General features: G+C 46.8%; 18 protein-coding genes. 10 read left to right on the forward strand and 8 right to left on the reverse strand.

Annotated features, from left to right (window positions below; all coding sequences use genetic code 11):
- Positions 1–40: 40 nt before the first annotated feature.
- The 3 genes from NDI33_RS16915 to NDI33_RS16925 all read left to right on the forward strand — a co-directional run bounded on the left by NDI33_RS16915 (position 41) and on the right by NDI33_RS16925 (position 1,503).
- Positions 41–403 carry a winged helix-turn-helix domain-containing protein gene (locus NDI33_RS16915; protein ID WP_199302601.1) on the forward strand — a complete coding sequence of 121 codons (363 nt, stop codon included), beginning with the start codon at positions 41–43 and terminating at the stop codon, positions 401–403.
- Positions 404–794: 391 nt separating this feature from the next.
- Positions 795–1,112 carry a hypothetical protein gene (locus tag NDI33_RS16920; protein WP_190412306.1) on the forward strand — a complete coding sequence of 106 codons (318 nt, stop codon included), beginning with the start codon at positions 795–797 and terminating at the stop codon, positions 1,110–1,112.
- A gap of 115 nt (positions 1,113–1,227) precedes the next feature.
- Positions 1,228–1,503 carry a DUF1830 domain-containing protein gene (locus NDI33_RS16925; RefSeq protein WP_190412307.1) on the forward strand — a complete coding sequence of 92 codons (276 nt, stop codon included), beginning with the start codon at positions 1,228–1,230 and terminating at the stop codon, positions 1,501–1,503.
- 33 nt (positions 1,504–1,536) lie between these two features.
- Here the strand turns inward: NDI33_RS16925 and murD are convergent, their stop codons facing one another.
- From murD to NDI33_RS16940, 3 genes are all read right to left on the reverse strand, one after another.
- Positions 1,537–2,910 (reverse strand): UDP-N-acetylmuramoyl-L-alanine--D-glutamate ligase, encoded by a 1,374-nt coding sequence (gene murD / locus NDI33_RS16930; RefSeq protein WP_190678653.1) that lies wholly within the window; start codon positions 2,908–2,910, stop codon positions 1,537–1,539.
- A gap of 190 nt (positions 2,911–3,100) precedes the next feature.
- A complete protein-coding gene (glyS, locus tag NDI33_RS16935; protein WP_190678655.1) occupies positions 3,101–5,251 on the reverse strand; it encodes a glycine--tRNA ligase subunit beta in 2,151 nt (716 codons plus the stop codon).
- Positions 5,252–5,575: 324 nt separating this feature from the next.
- Positions 5,576–6,913 (reverse strand): P-loop NTPase fold protein, encoded by a 1,338-nt coding sequence (locus NDI33_RS16940; RefSeq protein ID WP_190678657.1) that lies wholly within the window; start codon positions 6,911–6,913, stop codon positions 5,576–5,578.
- 686 nt (positions 6,914–7,599) lie between these two features.
- On the opposite strand from NDI33_RS16940, the gene NDI33_RS16945 reads away from it, so the two are divergent.
- Positions 7,600–8,469, forward strand: coding sequence for an FtsQ-type POTRA domain-containing protein (locus NDI33_RS16945; protein ID WP_190678658.1), 870 nt, complete (start codon positions 7,600–7,602; stop codon positions 8,467–8,469).
- A gap of 260 nt (positions 8,470–8,729) precedes the next feature.
- Positions 8,730–10,007 carry a cell division protein FtsZ gene (gene ftsZ, locus NDI33_RS16950; protein ID WP_190678660.1) on the forward strand — a complete coding sequence of 426 codons (1,278 nt, stop codon included), beginning with the start codon at positions 8,730–8,732 and terminating at the stop codon, positions 10,005–10,007.
- A 90-nt stretch (positions 10,008–10,097) separates the two neighbouring features.
- On the opposite strand, the gene NDI33_RS16955 is transcribed toward ftsZ, so the two are convergent.
- Complete coding sequence (locus NDI33_RS16955; RefSeq protein WP_277878946.1) at positions 10,098–10,223, reverse strand: hypothetical protein; 126 nt, start codon at positions 10,221–10,223, stop codon at positions 10,098–10,100.
- Between the two features lie 302 nt (positions 10,224–10,525).
- On the opposite strand from NDI33_RS16955, the gene thiD reads away from it, so the two are divergent.
- The 3 genes from thiD (at position 10,526) to NDI33_RS16970 (ending at position 12,829) form a co-directional block, all read left to right on the forward strand.
- Positions 10,526–11,353, forward strand: a complete 828-nt coding sequence (gene thiD / locus NDI33_RS16960; protein WP_190678662.1) for a bifunctional hydroxymethylpyrimidine kinase/phosphomethylpyrimidine kinase — start codon at positions 10,526–10,528, stop codon at positions 11,351–11,353.
- Between the two features lie 153 nt (positions 11,354–11,506).
- Positions 11,507–12,136 (forward strand): DUF3450 domain-containing protein, encoded by a 630-nt coding sequence (locus NDI33_RS16965; RefSeq protein ID WP_242033273.1) that lies wholly within the window; start codon positions 11,507–11,509, stop codon positions 12,134–12,136.
- 354 nt (positions 12,137–12,490) lie between these two features.
- A complete protein-coding gene (locus NDI33_RS16970; RefSeq protein ID WP_190412314.1) occupies positions 12,491–12,829 on the forward strand; it encodes a P-II family nitrogen regulator in 339 nt (112 codons plus the stop codon).
- Positions 12,830–13,012: 183 nt separating this feature from the next.
- Here the strand turns inward: NDI33_RS16970 and rdgB are convergent, their stop codons facing one another.
- Positions 13,013–13,594 (reverse strand): RdgB/HAM1 family non-canonical purine NTP pyrophosphatase, encoded by a 582-nt coding sequence (gene rdgB, locus NDI33_RS16975; protein WP_190678663.1) that lies wholly within the window; start codon positions 13,592–13,594, stop codon positions 13,013–13,015.
- Between the two features lie 262 nt (positions 13,595–13,856).
- Here rdgB and NDI33_RS16980 point away from each other — a divergent pair, with 262 nt between their 5' ends.
- Positions 13,857–15,317: a hypothetical protein gene (locus NDI33_RS16980; protein ID WP_199302602.1), complete on the forward strand. Its 1,461-nt coding sequence runs from the start codon at positions 13,857–13,859 to the stop codon at positions 15,315–15,317.
- Positions 15,318–15,826: 509 nt separating this feature from the next.
- On the forward strand, positions 15,827–16,627 hold the full coding sequence (locus NDI33_RS16985) for a hypothetical protein (RefSeq protein ID WP_190678664.1): 801 nt from the start codon (positions 15,827–15,829) through the stop codon (positions 16,625–16,627).
- Positions 16,628–17,013: 386 nt separating this feature from the next.
- On the opposite strand, the gene NDI33_RS16990 is transcribed toward NDI33_RS16985, so the two are convergent.
- The 3 genes from NDI33_RS16990 to NDI33_RS17000 all read right to left on the reverse strand — a co-directional run bounded on the left by NDI33_RS16990 (position 17,014) and on the right by NDI33_RS17000 (position 20,363).
- The gene (locus NDI33_RS16990; RefSeq protein ID WP_190678666.1) at positions 17,014–17,724 is read right to left on the reverse strand and encodes a DevA family ABC transporter ATP-binding protein; all 711 of its coding nucleotides are present in this window, start codon (positions 17,722–17,724) and stop codon (positions 17,014–17,016) included.
- Positions 17,725–17,775: 51 nt separating this feature from the next.
- Positions 17,776–18,981, reverse strand: coding sequence for an ABC transporter permease DevC (gene devC / locus NDI33_RS16995; protein WP_190678668.1), 1,206 nt, complete (start codon positions 18,979–18,981; stop codon positions 17,776–17,778).
- Positions 18,982–19,046: 65 nt separating this feature from the next.
- Entirely contained in the window at positions 19,047–20,363 is a 1,317-nt protein-coding gene (locus NDI33_RS17000; RefSeq protein WP_190678670.1) for an ABC exporter membrane fusion protein, read from the reverse strand.
- Positions 20,364–20,379: the final 16 nt, after the last annotated feature.

The raw sequence follows: 20,379 nt of genomic DNA on the forward strand, positions 1-20,379 counted from the left end.
AAGAAAACTAAGAAAAGAGCGAGAAAAACTGATAAGGCTATTGGCTTCTGCCAAAACGGTAATGGACTCAGAGGGTTCGGCTTTGCAGTCGGTGTTGAAGTGGGGAGACTTACACTTCAATCCAGCTACCCATGAAGCTACCTATGCCGGTCAACCTCTGAATTTAACTGCAAAAGAGTGTTGCTTACTAGAACTGTTCTTGAAAAAGGGTAGCTGCATATTAAAGCGAGATGAGATTCTCCAACGCCTTTGGCAGCCTGAAGAAATGCCTCATGAAGAGACCATCAAGGCTCACATTAAGCATTTACGGCGGAAACTGCAAGCAGTGGGCGCACCCGCTGATTTAATTGAAACCGTTTATGGCGTAGGTTATCGTCTCCAAAACAGCCCGCCCCGACCTTAAGCATGGTTACGCTGACAAAATCTAACTTTCCTTCTTCCCGACTTCTTCACTTTTAGGCGTTAACTTTTAGATAAAGCGTTTGAATAGAAAAGAAAAATGCCTTCTTGTCCTTGCTGTTCCCAGCCCTTAGTCCGCCATGCTGCTTTGGGGAAAGTTTACTGGTTTTGTAGCTATTGTTACCAGGAAATGCCAAATTTAATCACTCTTGTCAAAGCTAAACCAGGGTTTCACATAGACCGTTAGATGGGAAGAAGCTTAAACAACCAACATTGAGCGAACGATCTCAAAAAATCATCTGCGATACTGCTTCTTCATTTATCTAATTGGTTAATATTAAGATATTTTTCACAGCAGTTTATTCAGGGCAACAGATTCTGTTGAACAATACAAAATGAGTCAAAAAGAAGAAATTTATTTACTTGATGAAGCAACTCTGAATGCTCTTACAGTCTATTGGCAGAAAAATTGTATAAAAGAAGAAGACATCGATAAATACGGGTTCTTGGTATCCATGAGAGATGCTTACAAACTTGCTTCAAGATTTACTGAAGGAACCCCCTATCGAGATAGATGGTTTTGGATGCTGCATGAATTTATGCAAGATGAGTATAACAAAATGACTGTTGCTCAGTTTAATCTTGATGGGATAAGCACCCAGTTAAGGCAGGATTTTACCCGACAGCCTTTTCGCATTACCCCTATCCTGTAAAGAAAAGACATTACAAATTACCGATTCCCTGCTTTATAAATTAGCAACCGAATTGGTATGAGTTTTCGGCAAAGCCAGATTCATTCATCATCAGCCTTACAGAAATAGGATAGTTATGACTCAGATACTTGATTCTCTTCCTCCAAATTCGTCTGATAGAATTCTCTGCTGTTATATCAATTCCACCAGCCAAATTCAGATCGCTCGGATTGCGAATATCCCAAATTGGTACTTTGAGCGGATTGTTTTTCCAAAAGAACGTTTTTTCTTTGAAGCGTTACCGGATGCTCAGCTAGAAATTCATACGGGTATGATATTCGATGCAAGTCTAGCGGATACAATCCCTTGCAATCAGCTATATATTCAAGAATTGACAGCGGAACTCGTTTAATTGCTACAGTTCTAAATGCTCCAGTTCTAATTGCTACAATAACTCAAGGCAAAGTTGGCGGAAATGGTCGCCGCGTTGCTCAAAATTTTGGTATTGATCGAAACTGGCACAGGCTGGAGAAAGTAAGACAACTTTAGCGCCATGAGCTTGAGCTAATTCAGCCGCTCTAGAGACAGCCTTCTCCATTGTTTGTACAATTTCGTAACTGGAATAGCCAACGTCTTGTAGTCGCTGGGAAAAAACAGTGGCGGCGTCACCGATGAGTAATACGGCGGTGGCTTTGGTTTGAATCGTCTCTAGCCAACTGGTGTCATCACCCGCTTTGGCTTCACCACCAGCAATTAAAATCGCGGGACTGTTAACGGAAGCTAATCCAACTTGGGCGGCGTCGTAGTTGGTGGCTTTGCTGTCGTTGATAAAGTCAATCCCCGCCAGCGTGCAGATGTGTTCCAGGCGATGGGGAACGCCGGGGAAGTTTGCGATCGCTTCTTGGATCGCCTCTTTCTCAATTCCTGCCAGTCTCGCCGCCGCTACCGCCATCAGCAGATTTTGCAGATTGTGTTCTCCCACCATCCGCAACGCCGATGCTTGCACGATTTTTTCACCTTGTTTTTCAGCTTGTGGAGATTCCATTTGCGTCTCTACAACCCACCCGTCTTCGATGTAGAAACCTTTCTCCCCAATCAAATCGGCTTTATTCACACTTGTCCAGTAAGCATTGGGAAAGCGATCGCGTGCAGTTTTCCGCAGTTCGGGATCGTCTCCGTTCAACACTTGCTGCTGCGACTGACTCAGCAAATGCGCCTTAATGTTGTAGTAGTTTTCTAGGGTTTTATGACGGCTGAGGTGATCGGGTGTAAAGGTTGTCCAAACCCCTATATTGGGGGCAACTGTGGCAGAAGACTCGATTTGATAGCTGCTGAGTTCTGCAATTACCCAATCTGGAGGCTTTTCCGCCAACGCTAGTTCCCCAGCAGCATAGCCGATATTGCCGCAGGCGGGAGCATGGAAATTAGCCGCTTGAAAAATCGCAGCCACTAAAGCTGTGGTGGTGGTTTTGCCGTTAGTACCAGTAATGCCTACCCAAGGACAAGATTGGAGATGTCGCCACGCGAGTTCTATTTCTCCAATTGTCTCGATACCTAGCTTCCTCGCTTCTATTAATATCGGTGCATCCCAAGGAACGCCGGGACTGACGACAATCATCTGGGGCAAATCGGAACCGTTAAGTTCCAAGGAATAGCCCAACTTCACGTCAATGCCCTCGTTGGCAAGCTGCTGTTGTTCTTGGCGGAGATTTTCGGAAGAGTTGCGATCGCTAATCGTCACCGCCCAACCGTCCCGTTTTAACAACCGTGCAGCGGCAATTCCCGATTTTCCTAGACCGATAATATAAGCGATGGGCATAAACTCAATGGCAGTGCGAAGTCCCTAGTTTAGCAATCCTGTATCATATCGCGATAACGGTATTTAAAAACTCATTTCCCACCAATAGCCTCCTTCTGAATCTTCCTTCCTGAATCTTCCTTCGCGCCCTTCGCGGTTTTTTCTTCCTAATTTCTACTTACTCCCTAAAATCAAACCCCTTAACTTCCGACTAACTCTTCACAATCGCCCCAAAATCAGCCAACACGCGAGCATGGTTCCGGAGTAACCCCAGGATATTCAACCGATTACGCTTGATATTGGGATCTGCATCCATCACCAAAACACTTTCAGCCCCATCAAAGAAAGTGCTAACAGTCGGAGCAATCTGCGCCAAACCATCCACTAATAGCTGGTAATTTCGCTGTTCTTGAGATGCTTGAGTTTGCGGAACTATCTGCACTAAAGCATCATAAAAAGCTTGCTCTGATGCTTTCTGGAATAGTTCTGGACGCACCACCGTTCCTGGTTGTAACTGAGCTTTATCTAAATCCCCTTGGGCGGCTAAACGAGTCGAACGGTTGACCGTTTCGTAGATTTCATTCAGCTTGCCATTATTGCGAATTGTCTGGAGGAATAAACCGCGATCACGTACATCCAATAAATCTTTTAACGCTCGTTCTGTATACTCCGGATCGTTTTCTCCCAGAACTGCATTCACCAAGTCATAATCAGTATTTCGCTCATCTTGGAGGAGATTGCGAATGCGTTGCAAGAAAAATTCCTGCAATTGCCGCACTAATTCCTCCGATTTTGTCTTGGGATACTTAGCAACAAAATCAGCAACAATTTTTTGCAGCAGTTGATGCAAATTAATCGGTAAATCTGCTGCCCAAGTGATATTAATCACTGCATTCGCCGCACGACGTAAAGCAAAGGGATCGGAAGAACCTGTAGGCAGCATTCCCAACCCAAAGATACTGACCAAAGTATCCAACCTATCCGCTAAAGCGACAACTTGCCCCGTTATCGTTTGGGGTAAAGAATCTCCTGCACCTCGCGGCAAATAATGCTCAATAATTGCGGTTGCCACAGCCTCCGGTTCGCCACTTGCCAAGGCATATTTCTGTCCCATAATGCCTTGCAATTCGGGGAATTCTCCCACCATTTGAGTCACGAGATCCGCTTTACATAGCAAGGTAGCTCGTTCGATGTTGTTCCTTTCATCCACTCCTAATTGCAGTTGCTCGTTAATGTGACCAGCAATTTTAACCAACCGCTCCACTTTTTCCCGAACTGACCCTAAAGATTCCTGAAAGGTTACTTTTTCCAGTTGGGGTAAATAGTTTTCTAAAGATTGGGACAAGTCAGCTTTATAAAAATACTGACCATCCGCTAATCGTGCCCGGATTACTCGTGCATTTCCTTCAGCGATAATGTCTGACTTCGCCGGGTCGCCATTAGAGATTGTGATGAAATAGGGAAGTAATTCTTTAGATTTTTCAGTTTTAAAAACTGGGAAATAACGCTGGTGAGTGACCATTACCGTAGTAATCACTTCAGTCGGGAGGCTCAAAAATTCAGAATCAAACTTTCCGACAACTGCTGTGGGAAACTCTACTAAATGAGTGACTTCTTGCAGCAAATCTGGATAGATTTCGGTGTAGCCATCCATCTTTTGAGCCGCAGCCTGGACTTGCTCTTGAATTTTGGTTTGACGCGATTCTGGATTCACTTCCACCGAAGCAGAACGCAGAGAATCGACATAATCATCTGCCTGAGAAATTGTCACGGATTCCGGATGCAAAACCCGATGAGCGCGTGTCATGCGATCGCTCTTAATCGTCTCCGAACCATTGACTAACTCTATCGGCAGTACGGCATCATTTAATAAAGCCACCAACCACTCAATCGGTCGCGGAAACTTGATGTCCCCATCCCCCCAGCGCATCAACCGCTTGCCTTCTAATCCAAAAATCCACTGGGAAACTAACTGGGTAAGAATTTCAGCAGTTGGGCGTCCGGGGATAGTTTGGCGGACAAAGACAAAATCACCTTTGTCGGTGGGGCGAATTTCTAAAGCGTTGACTTCCACACCGAGCTTTCGCGCAAACCCTTCTGCTGCTTTCGTGGGTTGCCCATCTTTAAACGCCGCCTGCGCGGGTGGCCCTTTGACTTCTTCTTCTCGATCCGGTTGCTGAGTGGGCAACCCTTTTATCAGCACCGCGAGGCGTCTGGGTGTGGCATAAACTTCAATCGCCTCGTGAGCCAAGCTATTTTTGGTAAGACTGGCAGGAATGCGCGATCGCCATTGCGCGATCGCATCATTCACAAAGCTTGCAGGTAATTCTTCTGTACCGACTTCCAATAAAAATGAACTCATAGCGCACTATCTTTAATTCTTCGGGGGCTGAACGTTACCAGCTAGTTTAAACAGTTTACCGCGCTGGGAATCCAGACAGGCTGCATCTAAAACGATGTCGAGTAGAGGCACAGCAATACCGTGCCCCTACTGGTAATCAGGTTGAGGAAGCGATCGCCTCCTCCGTACCCAGATTTAAGTCGATCTCTCCGAGCAGAAACGTGGATTAAATCAACTTACACTCATTCACGCATTCACGTTCTGTAGGAGCGTGGCATTGCAATGCCCCTGCCATGCCCCTACGCAAAACAATCGGAGCGCGATCCTGACCCAATCCAAGATACATCACGCTTCTAAGGGGTGAAGAGCCACTAAAGACTTAAATTTTGGCGTCTCCATCAAAGCCGGATTCAGCCCAAACCAGCGCCCATTCTCATCCCGATATTCAAACACAAACATACTTCTGAGTAGCGTCTGATATTCTTTATCGCCCTTCACATTTTGCTGCTGCACCACCTGAAACAATAAGTCCCACTCTTCTTCGTCAATCGCCAGCGCCAAATCATCGCGGTATTCTTTGATTACATTCTCCAAACAAGCACGGGAGAAGGGGGGATCTTCTTGCTGAAGACAGCTGTAAAGCAATCCCAGTAAGTTTCGCACATGACCGCCACTGACCCGGCACAACCGATCCAGCGTTTCAGAAGCATCAAAAACCTTGGTCAATAGCTCTAGGTGCTGCTGTTCGTTCGCTTCTGGGAAGGCTCGTACCATCACCATCTTTCGCAGCAACGTCATTCCTGCCTCGCAATCCCGACCATCGCGGTTCCGCACCGGCACCATTGGCAACACTTTGGGAGCCACCCCACCCCCCAAACGATTCTTCAAAGCTTCGTAATCGTTAGAGAAAATTAAGGACAAGGGGATCGTGTAAACGACATGGCAACTCAAGCGGCGTAACTGTGCCCCCCGGTCGATAAACAGATATTCTGGCAGGGTACCTCCCGAAGGCATCGGTCGAGGATCGACCCGATCCAGGTTATCGATAATCACCACCAAGCCTTTTTGACCGCGTCGCTTCAGTTCTTCGTTCGCCCGTTTCAGGATTTCTTCATTGATCGCTTTTAAAAAGCCTTCGGTGCGGGGTTCTAGGTACTGCCGCAACTGATCCCGCAGCTTAGGGCTATCTTTGGTTTTGGCAGTAATTTTGCCAATCCCCACAGATAATTGGGCTTCAGCGGAGACATCAATCGGAGTCTGCAAGATGTCTTTGATCTCGTTGAAGAGATTGGAAAAGTAACTTGGTTTGAGCCGAATCTGAATTTCTTCCAGGCTTTCACTGACTTGACGCGCGATCGCCAGCAAAATATCGCTGATATCGATATTCGCCATGTCTAATTCTTGACTGGACTCGAAATAAACCACATGAAATTGCTGCCGTTCTAACTCGGCTTTCAAGCGAAATAGCTCTGTAGACTTCCCACAGCCGATGTGTCCGGTAAATAGTTGACTGGTGGGATCGTCGGGTGAAATCCGGGCAATGGTTCGCCCCACCGCCTCAATAATTTTGCCACCTCGCACCGCTGAGAAATCGATATAGTAGGGACGATCTTCCGCCCTAGAGAAGATGAGCGTCTTCGCAGGGTTACAAGCCTTATAGAATCTCTCCAAATCCAATTTCATGCCGACCTCTTGAGTATGCAGATCAATCCCTGTACTGATTTTTGTACTGCTAGACAGCTTCCGTTAAAGCGACCCTAGTCGGACTGGAGGGGCGCACCCCTCTTGCACTGAGATAGATACATCCTGGTAGAGTTGAGGGGATTTGAGAGGAATGCTTCGCCCTGAGTCGTCTAACCACCGGCTACTTTGCGGCTATAACGCGATCGCTCTCAGCTTGGTTCTCAGATGCGCTTCGATTCAGGTCGAATTGCGATGATTGCCTCGCCGAATCGTGCCGAGTGATCCAAAAAGCGATGGAAAAAGCCCAGATTTTGGCGGCGAAGAGCGATCCCCAATTTTAAATTCTTTTTCCGTAGTCTAAACAGAGTTCATAATGACCCGGTCACGTTAATATTTAGACGTTAGAATTTCCCGCTACAGTTCCTGATGAGCCGTACTGAAAAGAGAAAGAGATTCTGTTAACGTCCTGTTAGATGAAATTGCCGAGGGAACCGATCGTGACTTTCTCCCCGGTCAGCGGATTGGCGAGCATAGGGCGATAGCCCCGTCAGGAGGGGATAGTCGGAACTCCCAAGCGCTCTGTTTAAGTTAAAGAAGGACGCGCCTAAACTTACGGCGAACCACCATCAAGCTGTGTTGAGTGCAGTCTACCTCAAGCACCACAAACTCCCGATTGAGAAGTTAGGATGACAAGCATCGCATCAGTATCACAAACCGAATTGAGCCAACGGCGTCAAAAACTACGTCGCCAACGACGGATAAAATCTTTTCAAGCGATGTGGCGAGCGATCTTCGTCGCCGGTTTAGCAGGCAGTTTAGTTTGGGTGACAACTTTACCCGCTTGGGTGATCCGCAAACCCGATCAAATTGCGATTGAGGGCAATAAAACGCTTTCAATCCAAGCGATTCGGTCGCTGCTGCCCCTATCTTACCCTCAGTATTTGCTGCGGCTACAGCCGCAAATCATCGCCGATAAGTTGGAATTACAACCTGCTATCAAGGAAGCTACCGTTACCCGGCAAATGTTGCCGCCAGGACTCACCGTACAAGTTACGGAACGACAGCCAGTCGCGATCGCCCTCCGCACGCGCACGCGCCAGACTCCTGCTTCCAGCCAAACCTCCTCAAATCGCAAAACGCGATCGCAGCCGGTATTGGGATTGTTGGACGAACAAGGCGTCTGGATGCCCTTAGAAAGCTACACCGAACTAGAGCGCACCATTCCCTTGCCGACCTTAAAAATCATTGGCTATCGGGATGAATATCGCCCCTACTGGTCGGCACTTTACCAAGCCGTTAGCCGCAGTCCGGTCAAAGTATTTGAAATTGATTGGCAAAACCCAGCCAATTTAATTCTGAAAACCGAGCAAGGATGGGTACATTGTGGTGCTTACACTTCTCGGTTTGCCTATCAGCTCACCGTCCTCGATCGAATGCGAGATTTGCCAGCACATTTTTCAACCAGCGAAATTGCCTATATTGACCTCAAAAACCCCGATTCCCCAGCAATTCAAATGAAAAAAGGCAACCCTCCCAAAAAAACCAAAACCTTATAAGCTTGGAGGGAACGCGAATTCTGGCTTTAGACAGAAGGCGTCTTGTGAGCTAAATTCATTGTTCATCCTGCCAAGAGCGCATCTACTTTACGAATATCCTTCATCTTTTAGTAGGATCAGCCTTCAGACAGTTGACTCCAGACCTCTTCAAGAACGTCAATGCACTATGACTCTCATTGGTTTTAAGGGTCAACTTACCCTATAGTTGACTCATATCGCTACCTAAACTAAAAAGTTGTTTATTGACCCTTTCTATTGCAATGACGCTCAATAGTAAACCAGGGCTTGCCCACCAAAACTCAAATCCCTCAGGGAACGCAGGTCGTTCACCCGCAGTGGACGGCGCGAATCCTTTTAATAACACCGTGTTACATTTAGGCCATAATCACGATGCTAACGGAACACCCAGGGAAGAATCTAGGAGTGACAACATCGTGCTAGGTAGCGTCGCCAAAATTAAAGTCATTGGTGTTGGTGGGGGTGGGGGCAATGCGGTGAACCGCATGATTGCCAGTGATGTCAGTGGCGTAGAGTTTTGGTCAATCAATACTGATGCTCAATCGCTGTCTCACTCCTCGGCTGCTAAACGCTTGCAAATGGGACAGAAGTTAACGCGAGGTTTAGGTGCTGGAGGTAATCCTGCCATTGGTCAAAAGGCAGCGGAAGAATCGCGCGACGAGATCGCTCATGCCTTAGAAAATACCGATCTCGTATTTATTACCGCTGGGATGGGAGGCGGTACGGGTACGGGTGCAGCCCCGATTGTGGCAGAAGTTGCCAAAGAAATGGGAGCCTTAACGGTGGGTGTTGTCACTCGTCCTTTCACCTTTGAGGGACGCCGTCGCACTTCTCAGGCAGATGAAGGCATTGCCGCTTTGCAGGGTCGGGTAGATACGCTCATCGTCATCCCCAACGATAAGCTGCTGGCAGTGATTCCAGAAACCATGCCCGTTCAAGATGCCTTTCGCGTCGCCGATGATATCCTGCGTCAAGGTGTGCAAGGGATATCGGATATTATTACGATTCCCGGACTGGTCAATGTGGACTTTGCAGATGTCCGAGCCGTGATGGCAGATGCGGGATCGGCAATGATGGGGATTGGTGTGGGTTCTGGGAAATCGAGAGCCAGAGAAGCCGCCGTCGCCGCAATTTCCTCACCGTTGCTAGAGTCTTCGATTGAAGGAGCCAGAGGGGTTGTCTTTAACATTACCGGCGGTAGCGACCTGACGCTGCACGAAGTGAATGCCGCAGCCGAAACAATCTATGAAGTGGTCGATCCGAATGCGAATATCATTTTCGGGGCAGTGATTGATGACCGGATGCAAGGTGAGGTAAGAATTACCGTCATTGCGACTGGATTTAGCGGGGAAACTCAGTCTACACCGGCGGCGAGGGAGGCACGCACTTCTAGACAGCCACAGCGACCCATTGCACCGTCACCCGTTCCTCCTTCTACCCCCACGTTTGAGCCTAAACCTCAACAAGGTGGAGGATTGGATATTCCGGAATTTCTCCAAAGACGGCGTCCGCAACGCTAGAAGAATTAAAAATTAAAAATGGAACACTTCCTTTTTAATTTTTAATTGATGCGTGGGCAATCCAGCCTTAGTTAGCAGGGTGCGAAATTCTTACAAACTTCCACGAAGCCGATTGAATTCGGTAGAAGTTCCGAAGTCAATGATTACCTGTCCCAAAAGTGGGTAGACTTGACTGATTACGGGAGCGATCGCTACATCCATGCTCTCACGCCGCACGAATTTCCCCTCCTAAACTGGAAATCAGTGCGGCTCATCGTATATTTCCTCTAATTAGGTCTTTAGGCACATAACTCAGTTCTACTCGCTTCTCAAGGGCAGCATTGCAATAATTTGCCGACTCATCGGCAAATTGTAAATTGAGCAGCACTCGATTTGCAGCAATTTGTAAAATCTAATCATTCAATTCAATTTAGATTGGGATTGGTTTCATCAAAATTTAGAGTAAAAGTAATTGTTAGTAGTCCTTAATTTGCGGGTATTAACTAATTACCCATTTCTCTTACCCATTCCTCATTCCTATGACCGTTAAAAACCCTTCAAGCGTACCTGTTGCTCTCACAATTGCCGGTTCTGATAGCGGCGGCGGTGCTGGCATTCAGGCCGATTTACGGACATTTGCCTTTCACTGCGTTCACGGCACCAGTGCCATTACTTGCGTGACAGCGCAGAATACGCTGGGAGTGACGCGGGTGGATGCTTTACCGACAGCAGCAATTGTCGCCCAGATTGAGGCTGTGGTGACGGATATTGGCGTCCAAGCAGCGAAAACGGGGATGTTGTTGAATGGGGAGATTATTGCGGCTGTAGCGCAAGCTGTGGAAGCTTTCAAACTGGACAAATTAGTCGTCGATCCCGTCATGGTATCGCGCACGGGTGCCCAGCTGATTGACAATGACGCTGTGGCAACGTTGAGGGATGTCTTAATCCCCAAAGCAGCGATTGTGACCCCCAACCGCTACGAAGCTCAATTACTGAGCGGATTGCCGATTCATACCTTGGATGATATGCGCTCTGCTGCCCAACGGATTTATCATTTTGGAGGTGGTGCGGCTGTATTAGTGAAAGGAGGCGGAATGGAGGGGAATCTACGCGGCATCGATATCTGGTTCGATGGGCACCATCTGGAAACCTTGAAAACCGCAACCGTAGAGACGACCAATACTCACGGCACAGGGTGTACGCTCAGTAGCGCGATCGCGGCTAATCTAGCCTTGGGCAAAGATCGGTGGTCTGCGGTTCAAAAAGCCAAAGATTATGTCACCACTGCTCTAAAATACGCTTTAGCCATTGGTCAGGGTCAAGGGCCAGTGGGACACTTTTTTCCCCTCCTACAATCGGAGAATTAAAACAATCGGAGAATACAAAGGTTATAGCAATGACACCGTAAAGATCGATTGGGGCACATTCCTAGTTGATTAAATAGCAAATTTGTTAAAAAATGGCTGTCAGAGTCGCCTCACTTTCCATTATTGTTGCCTTACCAAACTTAAACTAAATCCATGATGTCTAATCCCTCGACCCGCTCGCCAATGCAAAATGCTTATATTTCTGAGCAGACTCCCCAAAGCCCAATGAATACCTACCGTCCCTCAGTGCCAATTTCGGTTTACAAAGAACTCTCAGCAGAGTTACAAACAGCGCAAGCGATGCTGGACTCGCTGAATTCCCAAAATCAGCAGTTAGCCAAAGAAAATCAACAGCTGCGCCAAGAAATCGAAAAAGTTGTTCAGTCAGCTTTGCACGCACAACAGGTAGTAACTTCGTTTCCCTCCGGGGGTCGAGTTGAAGTTCCCCCTCCCCCCATTGAACCGGAAATTCGGACTGCACCAAACGCAACACCTAAGCGGCGTCCTCCGCAGCCTCCTCGTCCTCCTCGTTCGGCTGCGATCGCTCCGCCAGTGGAAGTTCTACCTCCTTCCCCTCCCAAAGCGGAACCAGCACCATTACCTGATTTTTCAGAAAGCTTGGTAATCGAACAAGAAGAAGGTCGGTATCGTCGCCCAACTCAGCCAGAGCGTTCCGCAGATGTGAGTGGCTGGTGGTTAATCATCGTCATCTTTTTGATTGTGGCGACAGCGTTTGGCACTGGCTTTTTGATTGTGCGTCCGCTTTTGAATAATAGTCGTTGAGCTTGCTGGTTGACGGCTGAAAGATTAACTCTGCTAGGAGTCGGAAGAACCGGGTGCATCTGCCTGGAACAACCGCTTTGATACAAATGGGGAAAATATTTCCAAACCCGCGCATCTTCACTGTACTCTCTAGTCAACGATGTCTAGTTAACGAGTCAGCGATATCTAGAGAAACCTGTTAGTTAGGGTTGGCACAATGGATGCCTCTGGTAGGAGTGAAGAGCAATATGTATCATATAATACAAAAATCTTTGTTTGAGCAGTGATAAAACATAGCCGCCGCTTTACGAGTACCTTTGGTTGTACAAATTGATTGTACAGATCAAATCCAGAACGAACTGAGGAGTTAGAAGCTTGAAAAAAGTTGAAGCGATTATCCGGCCTTTTAAACTCGACGAAGTTAAAATTGCGCTAGTCAATGCGGGAATTGTGGGAATGACCGTTTCTGAAGTCCGAGGATTTGGGCGGCAGAAAGGCCAAACCGAACGTTATCGCGGTTCCGAGTACACGGTTGAGTTTCTGCAAAAACTTAAAGTAGAGATCGTTGTTGAAGACAGCCAGGTTGATATGGTGATTGAGAAAATCATTGCCGCTGCCCGAACGGGTGAAATCGGTGATGGTAAGATTTTTGTCAGCCCGGTAGAGCAGGTCATCAGAATTCGGACGGGGGAAAAGAATCTGGAAGCTGTCTAAGTCAGGACTGAGGACTGAGGACTGAGGACTGAGGACTGAGGACTGAGGGCTGAGGACTGAGGACTGAGGACTGAGGACTGAGTCATCAAGGTTAGAGGTCAGGAGTCATTAAAAATCAGAAATTAGAATTTTTGGCGATCGCAAAATTCTGATTTCTGGTTGCTGGATTTCTAACTTCTGGACTCAATCCTCAGTCTTTAAGGTCTGTAGCTGGGGTAAGAGAATTTTAAAAGCTTGACCGCGATGGCTCCACTGGCGCTTCAACTCAGGAGTCATTTCCGCAAAGGTCATTTGCTCTTTGGGAACGTAAAAAATCGGATCGTAGCCGAATCCTCCCGTACCGCGAGGGGCGTGGAGAATTTCGCCGCGGCAAACTCCTTCGGCTTGCAGGGCGATCGCGCCATCGGGACGAGCGATCGCGATCGCACACACAAATTGGGCTTCCCGATTCAGTTCGTTGCCGAGTTCATTCAACAGGCGTTCAATTCGAGCGGGGTCGGTTTTGCCGTAACGAGCGGAATAAATACCAGGTGCGCCCTCTAAGGCGTCTACTTCCAAGCCAGAATCATCTGCGATCGCCCACTCTCCAGTCGCCTCTGCCACCTGGGATGCCTTCAGACAAGCGTTAGCCATGAAGGTGTCACCCGATTCCTCAATCTCCAGTTCCTCTGGCTTCAGGGTCAATTCCCAGCCAAATCCGCTTAAATACTTCTGCATCTCTCGCAGCTTGCCTGGATTTCCCGTAGCGACTACCAACACAGTCATCGCGATCGCTCCCTTGCTGGAATAAATACACACCTACACGATTATAGAAACCTGTTTTTGCAGAAGTTAAATTTTTTGGCTGGCGATCGCTATCTGAAACTTGTAAAAAATCACCCATTCAGGTGAACGAAACAGCGGAACTAACTCGCACGATAGCAGCGTCAAGCGTTTTATCTGCTATATGCATTCGATGAGCGTTGGAGTGCCGCTCGTCTCACCTAACACGCTCTCCGCTTGCAAAAACAACTCTATTGAGGTTTCTATGAGACAGATTTTCAAAAATCACTCCAAACCCGTAAACTCTGGTAAAACAGTTCACCAATCCGATCGGGTTTTTGCCGCTTTAGTTCTAACTGGCATCTTGTCTTTAGGCGCAGGTCTGACACTGTTACAAACCGCATTTGCTGCCCCAGCCGGACTTTCTGAGTCTATCACCAGACTGGTTAAGGTTAAAGACCAGAAAGTTGGGCAAAATCTTGACCGTAAGCAAGCTAATCGCTTACCGCCTCGGATTGCTAACGCTGTTCGTCAAGATTTGTCGCGTCAAACTGGCATCGCTCCGGGAAAGCTCAAAATTACTCAGTTTAGTCAGGAAACTTGGAACGATGGCTGTTTAGGACTTCCGAAATCGGGTGAATTTTGTACTCAAGCATTAGTTCCCGGTTGGCGTGTTGTCGTGTCTAGCAATAACAAAACTTGGGTCTATCGCACCAATTCTACAGGGCAAGTTTTACGTCAAGAAAAGTCGAATACTCCTGGCAGTAACATCCCCGGAAACTTCCCCAAATCTGTTGCCAATGCTGTGATTTCTGATGCCTCCACGCAGCTGGGTTTGCCGGTAAACCAGATTCGCGTCGTCCAGGCCGAACAGAAGACTTGGCCTGATGCGTGTCTAGGGATTTACGCACCTGATATTTTGTGTGCGCCAGCGACAGTAGAAGGGTGGCAGGTGACGGTAGAAGCAAGCGGAAAACGCTTGGTCTATCGCACGAATGCAGCTGGTTCTGTCGTGAAGGTGGATCAACTCGCGAGTTTGCCGAATTCCGTTCGAGATGCAGTCTTAAGGGAAGCTTCCAGACAGTTCAAAGTGCCCACTACCGAACTCAGCATCGTTCAAGCTCAACAGTACAATTGGGATAGCTGTCTGGGTTTGGGCGGTATTAACGAGAGTTGTCTTACTAATGCAATACCTGGGTGGCAGGTAACTGTACAAAGCAAGCTACAACTGTTGGTTTATCACACCAACAGCGATGGTTCCATTATTAAGTTCAATCAAGCAGCAAGTAAACTAAGCGATACTGGCATCCTCAAGCCAATGCCAATCCCGACTAGCGAACTACCACCATCCTTAGATAAAAATGTGGTGTTTCGAGCGATTGCCAGTGGCGGTTTTACTGGCAGAACCTACGAAACTGTTTTATTGAATGACGGAAGCTTGATGCGGGTTCGCATCGGCGATGCTAATGACTCCGAACGTAGCGTTCTCCGCATTCCTGTGCAACAGGTACGACAGTTTCAGCAAATGCTAGAACGGCAGCAATTTGCCCAATTTAAGAACCTAAGCTACCCAGCACCCAGCGGTGCTGCCGATCACATCACCTACACCCTTAGCAGCCGCAAAGGTACAGTTCGCTACACCGAGATTAATCAAGGGAGTTTGCCTGCACCTTTAGAGAAGGTGATCCAAACCTGGAATCAGCTTGGCAGCAGCGCCCAAAGATAAGATCGGGCAGAATCTAGATACTCTCATTCTTAGCCAATAGGGAAAGCAGCCCCAGACTGGGGCTGCTTTCCCTATTGGCTGATATCTTGCCAGTGAAGCAACTGAATAACACAGGGATTGCTGTTTGGCGATCGCTAAACAATTCCGACTACCGATCCTTGAGGAAGGTGTTTTGGCGATCGCTACGACTTTTCAAGGGTTTCAAGAGTTTTAGAGAGTCTTGCCAATCGGTATTTTTGCAAAAGCTCCCCTGAGCGCACTTCACACCCAACAATGAAAGTCTCTGTAGTTTTGCCTAGTCCGCGCGATCGCGCCGTTGCGCTAACAGCACGTTAAAGTCAGCTCTAATGAAGTGTGATTTGGGTCTAAACTAAGAGTCGAGCCGCTTTCCGAAAAAGGATTTGACAGAATTTCACACTTGATTATTTATCTTTCATACTTTTTACTTTGTAATTTCTGCTTTTTTGGGCATCCTGAAAATAGACATGAATTTTTTTAGGCTAGCGACTATGTCCACTCCGTTCCTTATTGTAGACTTGCGATTGGCTCAAACCCCTGCCAAGAAGGCTCAACCTAAAGCCCCTGCCAAAAAAACTCAAACCGCCCAACCAGCAGCCGCAGCCGCCAACGCTCAACCTGCGCCCATCTGGATGTACACTTCCGGAGGACTGCTGTTACTTCTCATTGCTGGAGCAGTATTTGTCAAGGTTAAAAAGGATGAGATGGCAAAGAAAGCCAAGATCCAGGATTTTAAAGTCAAAGACCTCCAGAAAAAGTTAAAGTTGGCGCTTGACTCTATTCATAGAATGGAAAGCAATCCTGACTTGGTTAACTCACGCGAATTCAACCTGGATTACCTCAGAATGCGAATGGATGAAGAGGTATTTCACTTTGCCATTGTTAATCAAATCAAAGTCAGAGTAAAAGACTTAATCACTATCGCCCTGCGTCCTACCCAAGCATCACAAGCCTCAGTGGGCATTGCCAGTACAGCGGGACGCCAAGTTGATGAGATTTTTGATGTCATTTATGAGACGGGAGAGGGTACGAAGCGCTCTAAGCGGGTGCTTTTCCGCATTCAAATCAAGTTAATGAAATTACCTACCCAAGCGACTTCTGCTACGATTAGCCAAATTATTGATTGTATTGAAACATTCCTCAGTCCAGCGGAAGACCACGATACTTGGCAACCCACAATTCAGGGTCGTCTTGCAAAACTACAATGGGATCAAAAAGCCAAACCGACACCTTTATTGGTGCTAGAACAATTAAGTGAAGGTGGCAATGTCACTATTCGCACGAAGCGCTAGGATGTTGAGAAATAAGTTTTTTTCCATCAGCAACCAGGGTGGATTCTGCTTAGTTATTCTTTAGTGACATCTTGCTCCGGGCAGTTGAAACCGCACAGCGATAGGAAGCACGCAAACGAAACCTGCCGAGAGCAGGTTACAAAACCCTTGTTTTCGGTTAGTCCGCGCTTTTAAATTTGGAATGCAATCGTCCCAGCATTCTATTCTGACATCTTGATGCAAGATATGAGCTTAGTTACAATCATCTCTAAACAAAAGGCTTTCTTGAAGTGTAGATGGCAAATGAAAAGATTGCCTTTTGTAGAATGAGCCATTCGCCAAAAACTATGTAGTGTATAAAGAGAAATCAACCCACTTCAATCGGATTTTTCACTCAGAAATCTGACTTAAGCAGGCGTTTTTTCGGAAATAACTGTATCGCGGACTAGACGCCCATCTTCCATGTGAATAATTCGGTCAGCAACATCTAAAATACGATTGTCGTGAGTTACCATCAAAATCGTACATCCTTGTTCCTTTGCCAATCGCTGCATCAGCTCGACAACATCGCGACCGGACTTACTATCTAAAGCAGCAGTAGGTTCGTCAGCTAATACTAATTTAGGATGACTCACTAAAGCACGCGCGATCGCTACCCGTTGTTTTTGTCCCCCAGAAAGATTTTCCGGGTAGTAATTTACGCGATCGCCTAACCCCACCGCTTCCAACATCGCGGCTGACCTGGTTGCAGCTTCCGGTGACGGAATATCCCGATGCAGTTCCACCGACATTTGTACATTCTGTCGCGCTGTTAGGCACTTCAGCAAATTGTGAGCTTGAAAAATATAGCCTATGTGCCGCCGTACCTGCACCATTTGGCTTTTAGAAGCTCCAATTAGTTCTTGTCCTAATACTTTCAGGCTACCTTCTTGAGGAGACCTTAAACTGCCCATTAAAGTCAATAATGTGGTTTTTCCTGACCCTGATGGCCCAGTCATGATTGTAATTTCTCCCGGTTGCATTTCCAGATTTATATCAAATAAAATCTGTTTTCTGAGCGAACCTTTGCCAAAGTAATAATTGAGATTTTTAATTGCAACAATCGGTTCTTGCAGCATAATTTTTCAATTTTATTAAAATTAGCAACTAGCTATGTTAAAAAATACCATTTAAAAAATATCAGCGGGGTCGGCAGCTCGGAGCTTACGGACTGCGATCGCACCTGAAATCAAGCACATAAAAATAGTTAAAAGCAACACTACGGTTGCTCGAACAACAGTCATTGCAATCGGCAAATTTGTACCGCCTTTTATAAAAATATAAAGCCCTGACGCTAACGAAAAGCCAGGAATATAACCTAAAACTGATAAAATTAAAGCTTCTTGAAAAACAACAATTAGTAAGTATAAATCCGTATAGCCTATCGCTTTTAACGTAGCATATTCAGCTAGATGATCGGCAACATCAGTATATAGGATTTGGTAGACAATAACTGTACCAACAACAAATCCCATTAAGGTTCCTAAACCAAAAATGAATCCAATTGATGTACTGGTTTGCCAATATGTCTTTTCAAACTCAATAAATTCTTCATGGGACAAAATTTGTACATCTGTACAATCTTTATCCATATTTTTTAAGTCTTGGCATTTCGCATCATTCTTCTTTAAATTAAAGGACTCCTTCATATTTTGAATAACTTGACTTACATCCGCACCGGCTTCTAAATTAACCACTCCAATATCAATCAATCCTCTCTGTCGTCTAGGGAACATCCGAAAAAAGTTCAAATCGCTCGTTATCAAATTACCATCGGCTCCAAATGATGCGCCTAGCGTGAATAAGCCTTGTACTTGGACGCGACGGCTTTCTACTTCTGTTTCAACAGTTTTTCCCTGCTTAAACCAATCACCAACTGCCCCAAATTCTGGACGAGACGCTTCATCAAATAAAACAACATCTGGAAGTTTAATTTTATCTCGGTTATTTTTAACTTCGGGTAAATTTAGAATTTCTGCTGCGGGATTAAATCCAATTACCATCAATTGGCGAGTGCGGCGATTTTCTGGATTTTTCCACAAGCCAAAGCCAAGATATACTGGACTGACCGATTCTACTCCGTCAAAGCTGAGAGCTTGATACAGTCGCCGCTGTGGGAAACTTTTCATGGCAATCAAAGCCGTGGACTGGGAACTGACCAAAAAAACGTCCCCCTGCATATTTTCATGCAAGCTTACGGAGCTTTGAAAAAGGGCATCGCGAAACCCTAACTGCACAAACATCAAAATGTCAGCAAAACCAATACCGGCAAGTGCCACCAGCAGCCGCATTTTTTCACGGGTAAGCTGTAACCAGGCTAGAGGAATTTTTGGCATGATTCTACAAAACTTGTTGGCAAGGGGCTAATGGCTAATTGTTCAAAAGCCATTAGTACAGATAGCTAAATACGAATTTTGACGGTGACTTTAGAGTTAGTTAGACCGGCAACGCGGCGGCTGGACTCTGCATTTAGGCGAATTTTTACTTCCACCACTCTGGCATCTACATCTGCGGCTGGATCGGTATTTAAAATATCTTTTTTCCCAATTTGCAAGCCAATTTGATTGACCGTTCCTTTGAGTTCATCAGCAAAAGCATTGCCCTCGCTGTTAATCGTCGCTTGCTGCCCTAGCCGCACTTTTCCGATATCACTTTCATAGATTTCTGCGACAGCAACCATCAAATCGGTTTGCCCAATTTCGACGATTCCATTATTACCAATGGTTTCTCCAGGACGGGTATGAACTTTCAAAACTTGACCGGCAACAGGTACGCGGACATAAGCTGATTCCAAGTCGGCTTGCGCTTGTTTGACGGATGCGATCGCGTTCTCAATTTCGGCTTGCGCTGCTTGGACATCGACGGGACGAATTTCCGCAATTTTTTCTAACGTTGCTTTCGCTTCGTTGATTTGCTGTTCTAGAGTGGCGATTGTCTCTTTAGCAGTGGCTTTGGCTTCGTTAATTTGCTGTTCCAGGGTGGCTACTTTCTGGTTAGCAGTTGCTTGAGTTTCGTTGAGTTGCCGAAGTGCCGTTTCTACTTCTAAGCGCTTGGTGTCAAAGAGAGAAGCTCCAACTGCACCTTGTTGATATAGCTGCTCATAGCGCTCAAACTCCTTTTTCGCATTATCCATCTGGGCAGTCAGGCGGGCAATCTTGGCAACAGACGCATTTTTTTCCCCTTGCAGTTCGGCTTCTAAGCGAGCTACCGTCGCCTGTTGAGTGGCAATTCTCCCGCGTAACTCCTCTTGAGTACGAGCGATCGCTGCCTTCTGAGCGGTAATTTCCCCGGTTTGCGCTCCAGCCTTAACTTTATTGAGATCGGCTTGGGCGACTTTGACTTGTTGTTTTGCCTTGTCCAAAGCTGCTTGTAAGCGATCGCGATTGTCGAGAATTGCCACCACTTGACCTTTTGTGACCTTATCTCCCTCACCGACCAAAAGTTGATCCACGCGAGCAGCGCCCTGAACCGACATAGGAGCAGAGAGTTTGATCACTTCCCCTTGCGGTTCCAGACGCCCCAAGGCAGTCACAGCAAGCTTAGGAGGCGTACTCGGCTCTACTGCTGGCACCGGCTGCTGAGCAGCCTCTCGCAAGGCATAGAGGTTGTAAACGGTAACGCCGCTGGTTGCTAAAGCACCAGCCACGACAACCGCGATCGCCCACCGCCCTACAGGTTTTACGAATGGTTGATTCTTGGAGCCAGATTCCTGTGCCATAGCCTCTAAGGAAATT

The organism is Trichocoleus sp. DQ-A1 (assembly GCF_039961955.1).
GTDB lineage: Bacteria > Cyanobacteriota > Cyanobacteriia > Cyanobacteriales > FACHB-T130 > FACHB-T130.